At 64.6% G+C, this 13839-nt stretch carries 18 protein-coding genes; 13 read left to right on the top strand and 5 right to left on the bottom strand.

Going from position 1 to position 13839, the window contains the following annotated elements:
* Nucleotides 1-8: 8 nt before the first annotated feature.
* A complete protein-coding gene (locus Q2941_RS22505) occupies nucleotides 9-512 on the bottom strand; it encodes a DUF3280 domain-containing protein (protein ID WP_027525742.1) in 504 nt (167 codons plus the stop codon).
* Between the two features lie 129 nt (nucleotides 513-641).
* Here Q2941_RS22505 and Q2941_RS22500 point away from each other — a divergent pair, with 129 nt between their 5' ends.
* From Q2941_RS22500 to Q2941_RS22475, 6 genes are all read left to right on the top strand, one after another.
* Nucleotides 642-1838, top strand: a complete 1197-nt coding sequence (locus tag Q2941_RS22500) for an ABC transporter substrate-binding protein (RefSeq protein ID WP_458193759.1) — start codon at nucleotides 642-644, stop codon at nucleotides 1836-1838.
* Between the two features lie 145 nt (nucleotides 1839-1983).
* Nucleotides 1984-3006, top strand: a complete 1023-nt coding sequence (locus Q2941_RS22495) for a YVTN family beta-propeller repeat protein (protein WP_458193769.1) — start codon at nucleotides 1984-1986, stop codon at nucleotides 3004-3006.
* Complete coding sequence (locus Q2941_RS22490; RefSeq protein WP_458193758.1) at nucleotides 3003-3812, top strand: ABC transporter ATP-binding protein; 810 nt, start codon at nucleotides 3003-3005, stop codon at nucleotides 3810-3812. Before Q2941_RS22495 ends, Q2941_RS22490 begins: the two co-directional genes overlap by 4 nt.
* The gene (locus Q2941_RS22485) at nucleotides 3809-4660 is read left to right on the top strand and encodes an ABC transporter permease (protein WP_458193757.1); all 852 of its coding nucleotides are present in this window, start codon (nucleotides 3809-3811) and stop codon (nucleotides 4658-4660) included. Before Q2941_RS22490 ends, Q2941_RS22485 begins: the two co-directional genes overlap by 4 nt.
* Complete coding sequence (locus Q2941_RS22480; RefSeq protein WP_027525747.1) at nucleotides 4657-5271, top strand: hypothetical protein; 615 nt, start codon at nucleotides 4657-4659, stop codon at nucleotides 5269-5271. Before Q2941_RS22485 ends, Q2941_RS22480 begins: the two co-directional genes overlap by 4 nt.
* A 138-nt stretch (nucleotides 5272-5409) precedes the next feature.
* Nucleotides 5410-5712 (top strand): copper-binding protein, encoded by a 303-nt coding sequence (locus tag Q2941_RS22475; RefSeq protein WP_027525748.1) that lies wholly within the window; start codon nucleotides 5410-5412, stop codon nucleotides 5710-5712.
* Between the two features lie 20 nt (nucleotides 5713-5732).
* On the opposite strand, the gene Q2941_RS22470 is transcribed toward Q2941_RS22475, so the two are convergent.
* Both Q2941_RS22470 and Q2941_RS22465 read right to left on the bottom strand, forming a co-directional pair.
* Nucleotides 5733-6296, bottom strand: coding sequence for a PQQ-dependent catabolism-associated CXXCW motif protein (locus tag Q2941_RS22470; RefSeq protein WP_458193756.1), 564 nt, complete (start codon nucleotides 6294-6296; stop codon nucleotides 5733-5735).
* 24 nt (nucleotides 6297-6320) lie between these two features.
* Entirely contained in the window at nucleotides 6321-7205 is an 885-nt protein-coding gene (locus Q2941_RS22465; protein ID WP_458193755.1) for a substrate-binding domain-containing protein, read from the bottom strand.
* Nucleotides 7206-7349: 144 nt separating this feature from the next.
* Between Q2941_RS22465 and Q2941_RS22460 the strand changes: the two genes are divergently transcribed.
* Nucleotides 7350-8276, top strand: coding sequence for a quinoprotein relay system zinc metallohydrolase 2 (locus tag Q2941_RS22460; protein ID WP_458193754.1), 927 nt, complete (start codon nucleotides 7350-7352; stop codon nucleotides 8274-8276).
* Between the two features lie 49 nt (nucleotides 8277-8325).
* Nucleotides 8326-9150 carry a quinoprotein dehydrogenase-associated SoxYZ-like carrier gene (locus Q2941_RS22455; RefSeq protein ID WP_458193753.1) on the top strand — a complete coding sequence of 275 codons (825 nt, stop codon included), beginning with the start codon at nucleotides 8326-8328 and terminating at the stop codon, nucleotides 9148-9150.
* A gap of 120 nt (nucleotides 9151-9270) precedes the next feature.
* Here Q2941_RS22455 and Q2941_RS22450 read toward each other — a convergent pair whose 3' ends face one another.
* Nucleotides 9271-9630, bottom strand: coding sequence for a hypothetical protein (locus Q2941_RS22450; protein WP_027525753.1), 360 nt, complete (start codon nucleotides 9628-9630; stop codon nucleotides 9271-9273).
* A gap of 86 nt (nucleotides 9631-9716) precedes the next feature.
* Here Q2941_RS22450 and Q2941_RS22445 point away from each other — a divergent pair, with 86 nt between their 5' ends.
* The 5 genes from Q2941_RS22445 to Q2941_RS22425 all read left to right on the top strand — a co-directional run bounded on the left by Q2941_RS22445 (nucleotide 9717) and on the right by Q2941_RS22425 (nucleotide 13455).
* Nucleotides 9717-10697 carry an ABC transporter substrate-binding protein gene (locus Q2941_RS22445; protein WP_035663749.1) on the top strand — a complete coding sequence of 327 codons (981 nt, stop codon included), beginning with the start codon at nucleotides 9717-9719 and terminating at the stop codon, nucleotides 10695-10697.
* A 2-nt stretch (nucleotides 10698-10699) separates the two neighbouring features.
* Nucleotides 10700-11437 (top strand): ABC transporter permease, encoded by a 738-nt coding sequence (locus Q2941_RS22440; protein WP_027525755.1) that lies wholly within the window; start codon nucleotides 10700-10702, stop codon nucleotides 11435-11437.
* A complete protein-coding gene (locus Q2941_RS22435; protein ID WP_458193752.1) occupies nucleotides 11427-12155 on the top strand; it encodes an ABC transporter ATP-binding protein in 729 nt (242 codons plus the stop codon). Before Q2941_RS22440 ends, Q2941_RS22435 begins: the two co-directional genes overlap by 11 nt.
* Nucleotides 12156-12288: 133 nt before the next feature.
* Nucleotides 12289-13083, top strand: a complete 795-nt coding sequence (locus Q2941_RS22430) for a pentapeptide repeat-containing protein (protein WP_458193751.1) — start codon at nucleotides 12289-12291, stop codon at nucleotides 13081-13083.
* Nucleotides 13084-13107: 24 nt separating this feature from the next.
* A complete protein-coding gene (locus Q2941_RS22425; protein WP_458193768.1) occupies nucleotides 13108-13455 on the top strand; it encodes a hypothetical protein in 348 nt (115 codons plus the stop codon).
* Between the two features lie 9 nt (nucleotides 13456-13464).
* Here Q2941_RS22425 and Q2941_RS22420 read toward each other — a convergent pair whose 3' ends face one another.
* Nucleotides 13465-13701, bottom strand: coding sequence for a hypothetical protein (locus tag Q2941_RS22420; protein ID WP_027525759.1), 237 nt, complete (start codon nucleotides 13699-13701; stop codon nucleotides 13465-13467).
* Between the last annotated feature and the right edge of the window lie 138 nt (nucleotides 13702-13839).

Below are 13839 nucleotides of genomic sequence, written 5' to 3'. Positions count from 1 at the left end.
AAGCTCCTCTACTCCGGCTTGCCGTAGTTCGGGGCGAGGAGGCGGTTGCGGATCAGGTAGCTCATGGCGCGGGACCAGGATTCGTCGGTATTGCCGCGCATGTCGGCGCTGGCCACCGTCACGAGATTTCCGGTGTGCACGTCGCGCAGGTAAATGTTGAGGTTGAGGATCAGGTTCGAGACCTTCTGCACCACGCCGGTGATTTCGAGATCGGCGCCCAACTGCCCCGCCAGCTTGACGTCGCAACCGCCGCAAGCCTGGAGATTGCTGTGCCGGGCCGCATCACTCACCGGCGCGATATCCACGACCTGGAACTTACCCGATTGTGCCAGTTCCTTGCGCAACTGATCGCTGATCCGCAGCATGCGCTCGTTCTCCGGCTTCGATCCGTAGAACTCCCCCGGCAGGCTGGTGTCGATCAACTCGAAATCGAACACCGCAAGTTTCGGCGGATCGGCGAATGCGGCCGTACCAGTCAACACAAATAAGCCGGCCAGCAAAAGCGCTCGCATGATCGTGACCTGCTCCCTCGTGTCGCGACGACGAAATGCGGGGTTGCAAGCTAAGCCAAATCGGTCATGTTTCAAGGCGGGAAATACCTCTACCGATACCTAAGCCGGGGAGGACGACAAGGAGGAAGCATGATCCGATGGTTGGTCGGCCTGATCGGCGTCAGTCTTGTTGGCGCTGGTCTTGCGGCGACGCAGGCGCTCGCGGCCGAGCCCACCGAGATCGGGATCGGCTATCTCGGCGTCGCCGGCACCAGATCGACCCTGTCGCTGGTCGAGCAGCCCGCCGAAAATGACGGCGTCGCCGGCGCGCGGCTTGCGGTCGAGGACAACAATACCACCGGCAAATTCCTCAACCAGCGCTTCAAGCTGGAGGAGCATCGCCTGAAGGAGGGCGAGGATCCGGTCCAGGCCGCGACCGCGCTCGCCGAGCACAACGGGTTCATTATCGCCGACCTGCCGGCGGACGCGCTTCTGAAGGTCGCCGACGGCCTGCGCGATCACGGCACGCTGCTGTTCAACGCTGGTGCGATCGACGAGCGGCTGCGCGAGACCGATTGCCGCGCCAATGTCATCCACGTGGCGCCGACGCGCGCGATGCTGGCGGATGCGCTCGGGCAATATCTGGTGTGGAAGCGCTGGTCGCGCTGGCTGCTCGTGGTCGGCTCGCATGACGAGGACAAGCTCTATGCCGATGCGCTGCGCCGCGCCGCCACGCGCTTCGGCGCCAAGATCGTGCAGGAGCGAACGTTTGAGGATACCGGCGGCGCCCGCCGCACCGATAGCGGCGTGACGCTGATCCAGCGCCAGATGCCCGTTTTTACGCAGCAGGCCCCTGCGTATGACGTGCTGGTCGTCGCCGACGAGAGCGAGGTGTTCGGTGCCTACCTGCCTTATCGTACTTGGGACCCCCGTCCTGTCGCAGGCTCCGCCGGCCTCGTGCCACGCAGCTGGGATGCGGCGCAGGACCAGTGGGGCGCCATCCAGATGCAAAACCGCTTCATGAAGCTGAATTCGCGGCGCATGACCGGGCTGGACATGCAGGCCTGGACCGCAGCGCGCATGATCGGCGAAGCGACCTCGCGCACCAATTCCGGCGACGTCAAGAAGGTCGCCGACTTCATCAAAGGGCCGGATTTTTCCGTCGCCGCCTTCAAGGGCACGCGGCTGACCTTGCGCGACTGGAATTTGCAGCTCCGCCAGCCGATCCTGCTGGTCGACGGCCGCATGGTGGTGTCGGTGTCGCCGCAGGAAGGTTTTTTGCACCAGGTCTCCGAGCTCGATACGCTCGGCTATGATCGCCCGGAGAGCAAATGCAAGTTGAAGTGAGCAACATGAGATGAAATCCGGCTACCGCCACAACGACGCCGCGCCCCCTCTCCCGCTTGCGGGAGAGGGTTGGGGTGAGGGTGTCTCCGCAAGAAAGAACCCCCTAGAGGAACGAGCCCTCACCCGCATCGCATCTTACGAAGCGATGCGACCTCCCCCGCAAGCGGGGGAGGTGAATCGAGCCCGTGGAGAGGGCGTTCGCATATCGCGTGGTTGGTTGCTATTGGCCCTGCTGATCTGGCCTCTCGCCGCGCCGGCACATGCGTTCATCGCCTATGTCTCGAACGAGAAGAGCAACACCGTCACGGTGATCGACACCGAGAGCTGGACGGTGACCAAGACCATCAAGGTCGGCCAGCGCCCGCGCGGCATCGAGTTCACGCGCGACGGGAAATTCGTCATGGTCGCGGTCGGTGACGACGACACCATCCAGGTGATCGACGCCAAGACGCAAGGCATCGTCGACACCCTGCCCTCCGGCCCCGACCCCGAGCTGTTCACCCAGGATGCGAGCGGCAAGGTGCTCTATGTCGCGAACGAGAACGACAACACGGTCACTGTGATCGATCTGGAGAAGCGCGCGCGGATCGGCGACATCCAGGTCGGCGTCGAGCCGGAGGGCATGACCATCAGCCCCGACGGCAAGACGCTGATCAACACGTCGGAAACGACCAACATGGCGCATTTCATCGACACGGATTCGCGCCAGATCGTCGGCAACGTGCTGGTCGACGCGCGCCCGCGCTTTGCCGAGTTCAAGCACGACAGCTCGGAGCTCTGGGTCTCCTCGGAGATCGGCGGCACCGTCTCGATCATCGATCCCAAAAAACGCGAGGTGATCGGCAAGGTCACTTTCGAGATCCCCGGCCTGCGACGCGAGGCGATCCAGCCGGTCGGCATCGGCATGACCAAGGACGACAAGACCGCCTTCATCGCGCTCGGGCCCGCCAATCGCATTGCCGTGGTCGACACCGCCACGCGCAAGGTGACGAAATATCTCCTGGTTGGACAGCGGGTCTGGCACATGGCGTTCACGCCGGATGAAAAATATCTCCTCACCACCAATGGCGTATCCAACGACGTCTCGGTCATCGACGTCGCAGCGCAGAAGGTGATCAAGACCATTCAGGTCGGCGAACTGCCCTGGGGCATTACGATCGCGCCATGACGACACCTGCACCGATCGCCGCCTCGACCGAAAGCGCGCCCCGGCTAGAGGCGGCCGCAGTGCCGGCGCTGTCGATCGACGGCATCAGCCACGCTTATGGCCCGCGCCGTGCGCTGATCGACGTCTCCTTCACGGTTCAGCCTGCGAGCTTCACGGCACTGCTCGGCCTCAACGGCGCCGGCAAGAGCACGCTGTTCTCTCTGATCACCCGCCTGTTCGGGATCCAGACCGGCCACGTCGGCATTTTCGGCCATGACATCAGCCAAAATCCTGGTGAGGCGCTGCGGCTGTTAGGGGTCGTGTTCCAACCGCGTACGCTCGACCTCGACCTGTCGCTGACGCAGAACCTGCTCTACCACGCCGCGCTCCATGGCATCAGCCGGCGCGAGGCGGCCGCGCGTAGCGCAGAGCTGCTTGGTCGCATCGGTCTTGCCGACCGCGCCGGCAACAAGGTGCGCGATCTCTCGGGCGGGCAGATGCGGCGGCTCGAGATCGCGCGGGCGCTGCTGCACCGGCCGCGCCTGTTGCTGCTGGACGAGCCGACCGTCGGCCTCGACGTCAAGGCCCGCGCCGACATCATCAGCCATGTCCGCCAGCTCGTGACCGAACAAGGCATCGGCGTGCTCTGGGCCACGCATCTGTTCGACGAGATCACGGCGAGCGACGACCTCGTCGTGCTGCATCAGGGCAAGGTGCTGGCGAAGGGACCGGTCGGCCGCGTGATCGCCGAGGCCGGCGCGCAGGACGTCAATTCCGCCTTCATGCGCCTCACCGGGGCGCAGACGATGCCGGGAGGCGGCGCATGAGCAGCATCACCACGCGCGACGCCACACCACGCGGCTTCCCGCTCTCGGCCTACATGACCTGCCTCACCGGCATCGTCTGGCGCGAGGGCCTGCGCTTCCTGCACCAGCGCGAGCGCTTCGTCTCCGCGCTGGTGCGTCCGCTGGTCTGGCTGTTCATCTTCGCCGCCGGCTTTCGTCAGGTACTCGGCATCTCGATCATCCCGCCCTACGAGACCTACATCCTCTATGAGGTCTATATCGCGCCCGGGCTGATGGCGATGATCCAGCTCTTCAACGGCATGCAGTCCTCGCTCTCGATGGTCTATGACCGCGAGATGGGGAATATGCGTACGCTCCTGGTGAGCCCGCTGCCGCGCTGGTTCCTGCTGTCCTGCAAGCTGCTCGCGGGCACCGCAGTGTCGCTCTTGCAGGTCTACGCGTTCCTGGTCATCGCCTGGGCCTGGGACATCACGCCGCCGCCCTCAGGCTATCTCACCGTGCTGCCGGCGCTGGTGCTGTCGGGCCTGATGCTGGGCTCGCTGGGCATGCTGATCTCCTCCGGCATCAAGCAGCTCGAAAATTTCGCCGGCGTGATGAACTTCGTGATCTTCCCGATGTTCTTTGCCTCATCAGCCCTCTATCCGCTGTGGCGCGTGCAGGAAGGCAGCCCGTATCTCTACTATGTCTGCCAGGCCAATCCGTTCACCCACGCGGTCGAGCTGATCCGCTTCGCGCTCTATGGGCAGATCAACTGGATCTCGCTGGCGGTGGTCGCGACCTGCACAATCGTCTTCATGATCGGCGCGATCTATGCCTATGATCCGTCGCGAGGGCTGGCGCGACGCGGGCCCGCGGGAGGCGAAGGATGAGATTCCGGATCGTGACCATAGCCGTCCTGGCGGTCGCCGCATCGACCGCGGCCTCGCAGGCGGCCGATCCGCGCTATCCCGACTGGCCCTGCACGCAGGCAAAAGTCCCGGAAGTCTCGCTCGCCGCGGTCTGGGCCGGCCCGCCGCTCGACGACGTCCAGGACAAGTGGAAGGACAATGCCAAGGTGAGCGCGCTGGTCTCAAAATTATCGGCGCGCAAGACGCCACTGGATGACGCCGAAAAATCAGTGAAGGAGTTTCTGGCAAGCTCCGCCTCCGACAAGACCATGAACGCAAAGCTCCTGTTCGCCGGCCTGTTCGACACGCTCAACGCCCAGCGCTCCTCGGTGATGAACGGGCTCGAGCGGGTCAGTCGCAAGCAGCGCGAGGCCGCCGACAAGGTCCGCGACGACACCATCGAGCTCCAGAGGTTGCAGGGCGCAACGCCGCGCGACGAGGCCAAGGTCGACGCGCTGTCCAATCAGCTGATCTGGGAAACCCGCATCTTCGAGGACCGCCGCAAGGTGGTCCGCTTCGTTTGCGAGGTGCCGACGGCAATCGACCAGCGCCTGTTCGCACTCGGACGCGTGATCCAGCAGGAAATGGAATAGCGTCAGTCTCGTTGACGCCTGCGCGAACAGGGTTCCCGCTGCCCAGCGGGAATCGTGAACCTTTGCCACACTGTCGGCCGGAACCAAATCTATTTAAGATGTCTTGTCGAAATGAAACCTAGACGTCGGGAGGCCTCGATGGGAACAGCAAAACTCCTTCTCGCCAGCGCTGCGGCCATCGGCTTGCTTGCCTCGGCGGCCATCGCCGAAGACAACATGAACGGAATGATCACCAAGATCGACCGGCTCAACAGCACCATTTCGATCCAGGAGGTGCAAGGCGGCACGGTCGGCGCCAATGGCGGTGCGACGGGCCCGGTGCAGGAGTTCAAGGCCAAGGATGCAGGCATGCTCGAGAGCGTCCATGCCGGCGATCGCGTGAGCTTCTCCACCGACGCCAACGGCTCCAAAACCATCACCAAGCTGCAAAAGGCGAAGTAGCGGCGCCTCGCGCGCGCCTGCTATTTGCCTTCATCCGGCCGCGGCTCCGGCTGTGTCTGTGATGTCATGAGCCTGGCGCGTTCCCAGCCGTCGGTACCCTCGGGATACCAGGCGATGTTGGCGTAGCCATAGCCGAGCGCGCGCTTGGCCGCGTTCCACGACATCCAGCAGTCGGCGAGGCAGTAGATGACCAGCAACGCCGACTTGCTGCCGTGCGAGGCGCGTTCAAGGCCGCGGCGGAAATAGTCCTCCATCGCGGGCGGCAGCGCGCCATAGCCGGTGTCCGGCAGCCAGATGCTGCCGGGGATGTCAAAGCGCGGCGTATCGCGCCAGATCGTGCCCGCGGGAAGATTCTTGGGCTTCGGCGGGCGCGGCATCACGTCGATGAAGGTGCCGCTCTTCTCGTGCCAGATCGCTTCCGCCTCCGCCGTCGTCAGCACGCGCGCGCCGGCGAGCGTCGCCGGCACCGGCGCCCGGTAGTTGTCGGTGCGATAACCCTCCGGCTCAAAGGGCTCCTGCTGCTGCGCAAGCGCCGGCGCGAGGAGCGCTGCGACAACGAGCGCAGCGGCAAGATGCCGCCTCATGAGAACGTACTCATGGCGATTTCGTCATGGCGACTTCTTGGCAGTCTCCGCGCCGAGCGGGCGGTCGCTCTCATCGAGCAGCGGCACGCCAAAATCGACCAAAATCCTGTTGATCTCGGCCTGGTTCTCCTGGATGAGCCGGTTGAGCTGCCGCTTCCAGTTCTGGTCGGCGGGGCGCACGCCCATCCCGATGCGATAGACGAGCTTTGGCCCGGTGGTTTCCTTCACCAGCGCCGTGACATGGAGCGGCTGCGCGGCCTTCTTGGCGTAAAAGCCGGCCATCGGGCCCCACAGCACGCCGGCATCGATCTTGCCGGCATTGAGATCGTCAACCATCGCCTGCGCCGAATTGTCGAAGCGGGTGTCGATCATCAACGGATAGGGCTTTGCGTTCGCCATCAGGCCCGCGATCGCCATGTTGGTCGCCGGGGGAGTGCCCGCGATGATGCCGATGTGCTTGCCCTTCAGCCTCTCGTCCTCGAGCGTATCGACGTCCTCGAGCCCGCTGCCGGGCTTGGCGATCAGCGCATAAGAGGTTCGGTAATAGGGATTGGTGCCCTGGACGAGATCATCGCCTTGCGGAAAGCCCATGATGACGTCGCAGCGATGCGCGCCCAGCGTCATGCGCACGAAGCCGGTCGCCTGCGGGAAGAAGACGTAGTCGAGCTTCTTCTGGAGTTTTTCGGCGAAGAATTCCGCGAGCTTGTTCTCGAAGCCCTCCCCCTTCTCGTTGGAGAACGGCAGGTTGCGCGGATCGGCGCAGACGCGCAGCACTTTTGGATCGACCAATTCGAACGAAAGATCGCCGCCGTCCGTGGTCTGTGCGCGCGCGGCGCCATCAGCGACAGATATTGCAGCAATCGCCAACATCGAGAACAACCAGCGACGATGTCGTCCGGCCTCCGTCATCGCGCTTCCTCCTGTTTTCTTGATTGAATGCTATCCATGGATCACGTTACGCGCCATGGTTGGCGAAGTTTCTTGCCGACTTCGCTTGATGACTCGACTTGTTGCAGTGCAATGCCGCGCGATGTTCGGAACTGAGGCGTAAAGATGGCGCATGTCGCTCGGCTGATCGCGGTGCTTGCCCTGCTGGGACTCTCGACGCTAGCACGCGCAATCCCACCTGAATTGCCTGTGAGCGAAGTCGCCCCCGGAATTTTCGTGCACGCCGGGGCAATTGCCCTGATGAACTCCGAGAATGAGGGTGCGATCGCCAATGTCGGCTTCGTCATCGGCAAGGACGCGGTCGCGGTGATCGACACCGGCGGCAGCGTCCGCGAGGGCGCGGCACTGCTTGCCGCCGTACGGGCGCGGACCGACAAGCCGATCCGCTACGTCATCAACACCCACGGCCATCCCGACCACATCTTCGGCAATATAGCCTTCGCCCACGAGGGCACGAGCTTCGTTGGCCATGCGAAGCTCCCGCAGGCGCTTGCCACACGCGGGTCGTTTTATCTGGACAATTTCCGCCGGACCATGGGCGCGGAGCTGATCGATCCCGTCAGGATCGTGCCGCCGACGCTGCTCGTCACCGACACAATGCGGCTAGACCTCGGATCGCGTAGTCTCGTATTGCGGGCGTGGCCGGCCGCACACAGCGACAACGACCTGACGGTGCTGGACGAGGCGAGCAAGACGCTGTTTGCCGGCGATCTCGTGTTCCTCGGCCATGTTCCGGTGATGGACGGCAGCATCCGCGGCTGGCTCGCTGTGCTCAGGCAGATCGAAACCTTGCCGGCGCAGCGTGTCGTTCCCGGTCACGGTCCCGTGAGCGATTGGCCCGCAGCGCTCGCCGATCAGCGCCGTTATCTCGAAACCCTGCTCGCCGACGTGCGCGCGCTCAATCAGAAGGGCGAGCCGATCAGGGCGGCTGCGGACAAGGCAGGCGCAAGCGAGCATGGGCGCTGGCAATTGTTCGACGATTACAATGCGCGCAACGCAACCGCAGCATTTTCGGAAATTGAATGGGAGTAGCGCTCGCGCTACGCTGCCGCCCTGCTTCGTCCACGCGAGAGCCGCGCTCATGATCAAACATTCGCTTCGCCTGACCTTTGCGGCCACACTGCTCGGCATGGCGCTCGCGGCACCGCCCGCGCGCACTGAAGAGGCCTATGATCCCTGGCCGGGCCTCGTGCAGGACATCTTCAACAACCGCCCGATGAACGACGGCAACGACGTCATCGGCATCGAGATGCCTTACCGTGCGGAAGATGCGGCCATCGTGCCGGTCACGCTGCGCGCAAAGCTTTCGCCCGGCGACAACAGGCGCATCCGCGCGATCACGCTGGTGATCGACCGCAACCCGGCGCCGATGGCGGCGAGGTTCGAGCTCGGGCTGGATGCCAATGTCTCGGAGATCTCAACGCGCGTGCGGGTCAACAACTACACCGACGTCCACGCCGTCGCCGAACTCAGCGACGGGCAGCTCTATGTGAGCAAGACCTATGTGAAAGCGTCCGGCGGCTGCTCCGCACCGGCGGCGAAGAACGCCGAGGAAGCCAAAAATCGGCTCGGCCAGATGCGCTACCGGCAATTCGCCCGCGCGGATGAAGCGCCCGCCAGCCGGATCCGGGAGGCGCAGATCATGATCGGCCATCCCAACAATTCCGGCTTGCAGATGGATCAGGTCACGCAGCTCTATATCCCTGCGTTCTTCGTCAACCAGCTCAGGCTCTGGCAGGACGACAGCCTCGTGCTCGCAGTGGAAGGCGGCATCTCGATCTCGGAGGATCCCAACATCCGCTTCACCTACGTCTCCACCGGCGCAAAACACTTTCGCGCGGAGGCGACGGATACGGACGGGCACATATTCCGGAACGAGTGGGATGTAGAGAGGCCGGGGATGTGACTTTCGATCTCCGTCATTCCGGGGCGGTCCGCAGGACCGAACCCGGAATCTCGAGATTCTCAGGTGCGCAAGTGCGCACCATAGTTCGATGCTTCGCATCGCCCCGGAATGACGGAGTCATCAGAAACACCTCACCTCGGCCTCGGCCTGCGCGCGCCGGAGATCGTTGACGGCTGAGGTTGCCTGCTCCGAGGTGCGAAACTGGGCGCCGAGGTTTCCACGTACCTGCGACATGCTGAGCGCGGTTTCTGCGGTGACATATCGTTCATAGGGCACGATCGAGGCGACGACATCGATCGAGCAGGAGCATTGCTCGATCGCCTGCCGGGTCTCGCCATTGGCCTTCATACAACCATAGACGTATTCGGCACGTGCCGCGGTCGGATAATCATTGGCCTCCTCGGCCGGCGCCGCCATCGCGGTGGCGGCGAGCACGGCTAGGGCGGCGACAATCGGTCGTAGCTGTCGTGCTGAGATCATGGCCGTCCTCCCGCTGGTTGCGATGGAAACTATGCTATGCCTATGGTTCTGAAAAGCACACGTCTTATGGAAATGGCCTGGAAGTGATGGGACGCTTGGTTCGAACATTGGCCGTATCGATTGCTCTCGCGTTGACGCAAGGCGGGACCAGCCACGCTGCGGACACAATCCGCCTCGCGGTGCAGAAAACCGGGACCTTCTCCTGGGAACTGGCTGCGATCCGCGACCAGGGTCTCGACAAGGCCGCCAATCTTTCGCTCGAGGTCACCGAGCTCGCGAGCACCGAGGCCGGCAAAATCGCGATGCGCGCGGGCAATGCCGACATCATGCTGTCGGACTGGCTGTGGGTGTCGCGCGAGCGCGCGCTCGGCGCCAAGCTGACCTTCTATCCCTATTCGAGCGCGCTCGGCGCGGTGATGGTGCCTGCCTCTTCGCCGATCAAGACGCTTGCGGACCTGAAGGGCCGCAAGCTCGGCGTTGCCGGCGGCGCCATCGACAAGAGCTGGCTGCTGCTGCAGGCGCGGATGAAGCAGGACGGCATCGACCTCAAGTCCGACGCGAGCATCGTCTACGGCGCCCCGCCGCTGCTCGCCGCCAAGGCACTCGACGAAGAGATGGATGCGAGCCTCAATTTCTGGAATTTCTGCGCCCAGCTCGAGGCCAAGGGCTTTCGCCGCCTCGCCGGCATCGAGGAGATCTTGCCCAATCTCGGCGCCAAGGGACCGGTCGCGGCAGTCGGCTACGTCTTCGACGAAGGCTGGGCGGCGAGCCACCGTGACGTCGTGGCGCGCTTCATCGCGATGACACGCAAGGCCAAGGAGCTACTGACCACCTCGGATGCCGCATGGGAGAAGGTCGCACCGCTGACCGGCACCAGCGATCCCGCCCTGCTGCAGGCCTATCGCAACCGCTATCGCGACGGCATCCCGCACCGGAACATTGACGACGAAGAGGCCGATGCGCGCGTGCTCTATCGCGTGCTGGCCGAGGTCGGCGGCCGTGAGCTGGTCGGGCCGGCACCGGAGCTCGATCCCGGCACCTTCTATCACGCACCCGGCGGAGACTGAGGTTGCTGCGTCTCGTCTCGTTTGCCCTGTTTCTTGCGATCTGGTGGATCGCCGCGCTGTTCGTCGGCGGGGCAAAACTGCCCTCGCCGCCTGCGGTGCTCAACGTGATGATCGCGGAAGCGGCCTCCGGCGCGCTGTTCCTGCATCTCGGAGCGACGCTGGCGCGCGTCATACTGGCCTTCGTGCTGGCGATGTCGCTCGGCAGCGCGATCGGTTATCTCATGGGCCGCAACAGGCTCGCCGACCGGCTCGGCGATCCCTGGCTGATCCTGCTGCTCAACCTGCCCGCGCTAGTCGTGATCGTGCTCGCCTATATCTGGGCTGGCCTCACCGAAGCCGCAGCCATCGCGGCGATCGCGATCAACAAGCTGCCGACCGCGGTGGTCACCTTGCGAGAGGGGACGCGGGCGCTTGACCGCTCGCTGGACGAGATGGCGACGGTGTTCGCGATGTCGCGCTGGCGCACCTTCCGCCACGTCGTGCTGCCGCAGCTTGCGCCCTATGTCGCCGCCGCTGCGCGCTCCGGCCTGTCGCTGGTCTGGAAGATCGTGCTGGTCGCCGAACTCCTGGGACGGCCGAACGGCGTCGGCTTCGAGATCGGCGTCGCCTTCCAGCTGTTCGACACGCCGCGCCTGCTCGCCTATTCGCTGACCTTTGCGGCCGTCGTGCTCGTCATCGAGACCCTGCTGGTGCAGCCGTTTGAAACCCGCTCAACCCGGTGGCGGCCCCGTGCGGCTTGAAGTCGACATTTTAGGCAAGACCTTCACGAGCGCCGCGGGCGGGACGCACGAGGTGCTCGCGCCGGTCAAGTTCTCGCTCGGCGCCGGCGAGGTCGGCGTCCTGATCGGCCCGTCCGGCTGCGGCAAAAGCACGATGCTGCGCATCATCCTGGGTCTCGACCGCGATTTCCGGGGCGACATCAGGCGCCCGCCGAACGCGCGCGTCGGCATGGTATTCCAGGAGCCGCGGCTGTTGCCGTGGCGTTCGGTCGAGCAGAACGTGCGGCTGGCGGCTCCCGAGGTCGACGACGTCAAGCTTTCCGAGCTGTTCAAGATCCTCGAGCTGGAAGCGCATCGCAGCCACTATCCCGGCGAATTGTCGCTCGGGCTTGCGCGCCGCGTCGCGCTCGCCCGCGCTTTCGCCGTCGAGCCCGACCTGCTGGTGCTCGACGAACCCCTCGCCTCGCTCGACGACGCGCTGGCCGGCCGCTTGCGCGAGGAGATTGCAACGCTGGTCGCAAGCCGGCCGGTGATGACGCTCCTGGTGACGCACAGCCTGGACGATGCGGTGCGCCTCGGCGACCGCCTGTTCTTCCTGTCGCCGCGGCCGGCACGGATGCTGGCCGAGGTGCCCATCGGCATCCCCCGCGGCGCGCGGGGCGAGGCCGAGATCGCCGCGATCAAGGCCGGCCTCGTGCGGCGAACGCAGGGCGAGCGCGCCGGGCGCGATGTCTCATAGGCGGCCGCTTTGCTAAAGCGCGATAAGATCGCGCTTTAGGTTATTGTTGGAGCATGATCTTTTCGGAAAACCGCTTCCCACTTTTCCGGATCATGCTCTGGCGTGCTAAACAAGCCGGCGGCGGAGTTTGATCATGAAGCGAACGGTCGCCCTGACGATGTTCGGCCTCGCGCTTGTCGCGTCTGCGGCAAACGCGCAAGACATGATGCGCGACCTCGACCTCACCTCGCCGGCGATGACGTCGGCCGAAATGACGAGGCCGGAGGTCGAAGCCGCGCTGGCGAAAGCGAATGCGGCCGCGCCGGCCGATTTTACCGGCAAGCGGCTGTCCGGCCTTGATCTCTCGGGGCTGGACCTGTCCGGCGCCATCCTCCGCGCCGCGCGGCTCAACAAGACGAAGCTCGCCGGCGCGCGGCTGGATCGCGCGATCCTCGACCAGGCCTGGCTGCTGGAGGCCGACCTCACCGGCGCAAGCCTGAAGGGCGCCAATCTGTTCGCCTCGCAGATGGCTCGCGCGCGTCTCGACGGCGCCGATCTGACCGGGGCGCGCATCGCCGCCGACCTTTCCGGTGCAAGCCTCATTGGCGCGTCCATCGCGGACGCGCATCTCGGCGCCGACATGCGCAACCAGTCGATGGGATTGATGCGGACGGTGCTGCGCTCGGCGAAGCTTTCGGGGCTGAACGCGCGCAACGCCGACCTCTCGCGCGTCGATCTCGAATTCGCCGTACTCAAGGGCGCCGACCTCACCGGCGCCTCGCTCAAAAGCGCCCAGCTCGGCGGCGCGGATCTCAGTGGCGCGACCGTCATCGACGCTGATTTCGAGGGCGCCGATCTCGTCTCGACCAGGCTGGTCGCACCGATCGGACTTGACCGCGCGAAGAATTTCGACAAGGCAAGGAACGTCGAGCGCGTCATCAGAGAATGACGGCATGAGGAGGAGCGGCTGATGATGCGTTGGTGTCTGGCTTTGATCGTGGTGGTGGCGTGTGCCGGCGAAGCTGCCGCGCAGGGCAAGGGCAAAGGCATCCGGCTCTGGAATCTGACCTCGGAGACCATCTCCGGCTTCCAGCTCTCGCCCGCCGGCAAGACCGAATGGGGACCGAACCAGACCTTGAACGACAAGGACAAGGAGGTCGACCATGACGAGCGGCTGCGCATCACCGGCGTCGAGCCGGGCCGCTACGACGCCAAGGTCAGCTACCCCAACTCACGGCAGTGTGTCGTCCGCGATATCGAAATCAGGGCGGACGCGGTGTTCTCGATTGCCGACAAGGACCTGAAGGACTGCACCAAATAGCGTGGCGGCTCAGGCGGCGGGCTTTGCTCCGCCCGCCTCCGCCTTGTCGTTGCTGTGCGGATATTCGCAGCGCCAACGCACGGCCTGCCATTTCGGATGCTCGCCGACCCATTGCGCGATATAGGGCGGCGCCGCCATGGCGCACTGCCTCGGTGACCCGCCATAGGCGAACACCAGGTGCTGCTCCTCGCAGGTGGTCGGCGAGAGCACCGCGCAGACAGTCACAATCAGATCAATCGGATTCATGCCTGAAATCCCTCATAGTCGCCAAGAGATAGCATAAAGGGCTACGCTGCACGCGGCGGGAAGTTTCAAACCGGCGTGAAATGGCGCAGGAACCGGCGGGTCAAAGCCCTCGCGCTGATAGCCGCTGGGCCCTCCACG

This window comes from Bradyrhizobium sp. UFLA05-153, from assembly GCF_054185185.1.
This window is presented reverse-complemented; position numbering and strand designations above follow the sequence as displayed.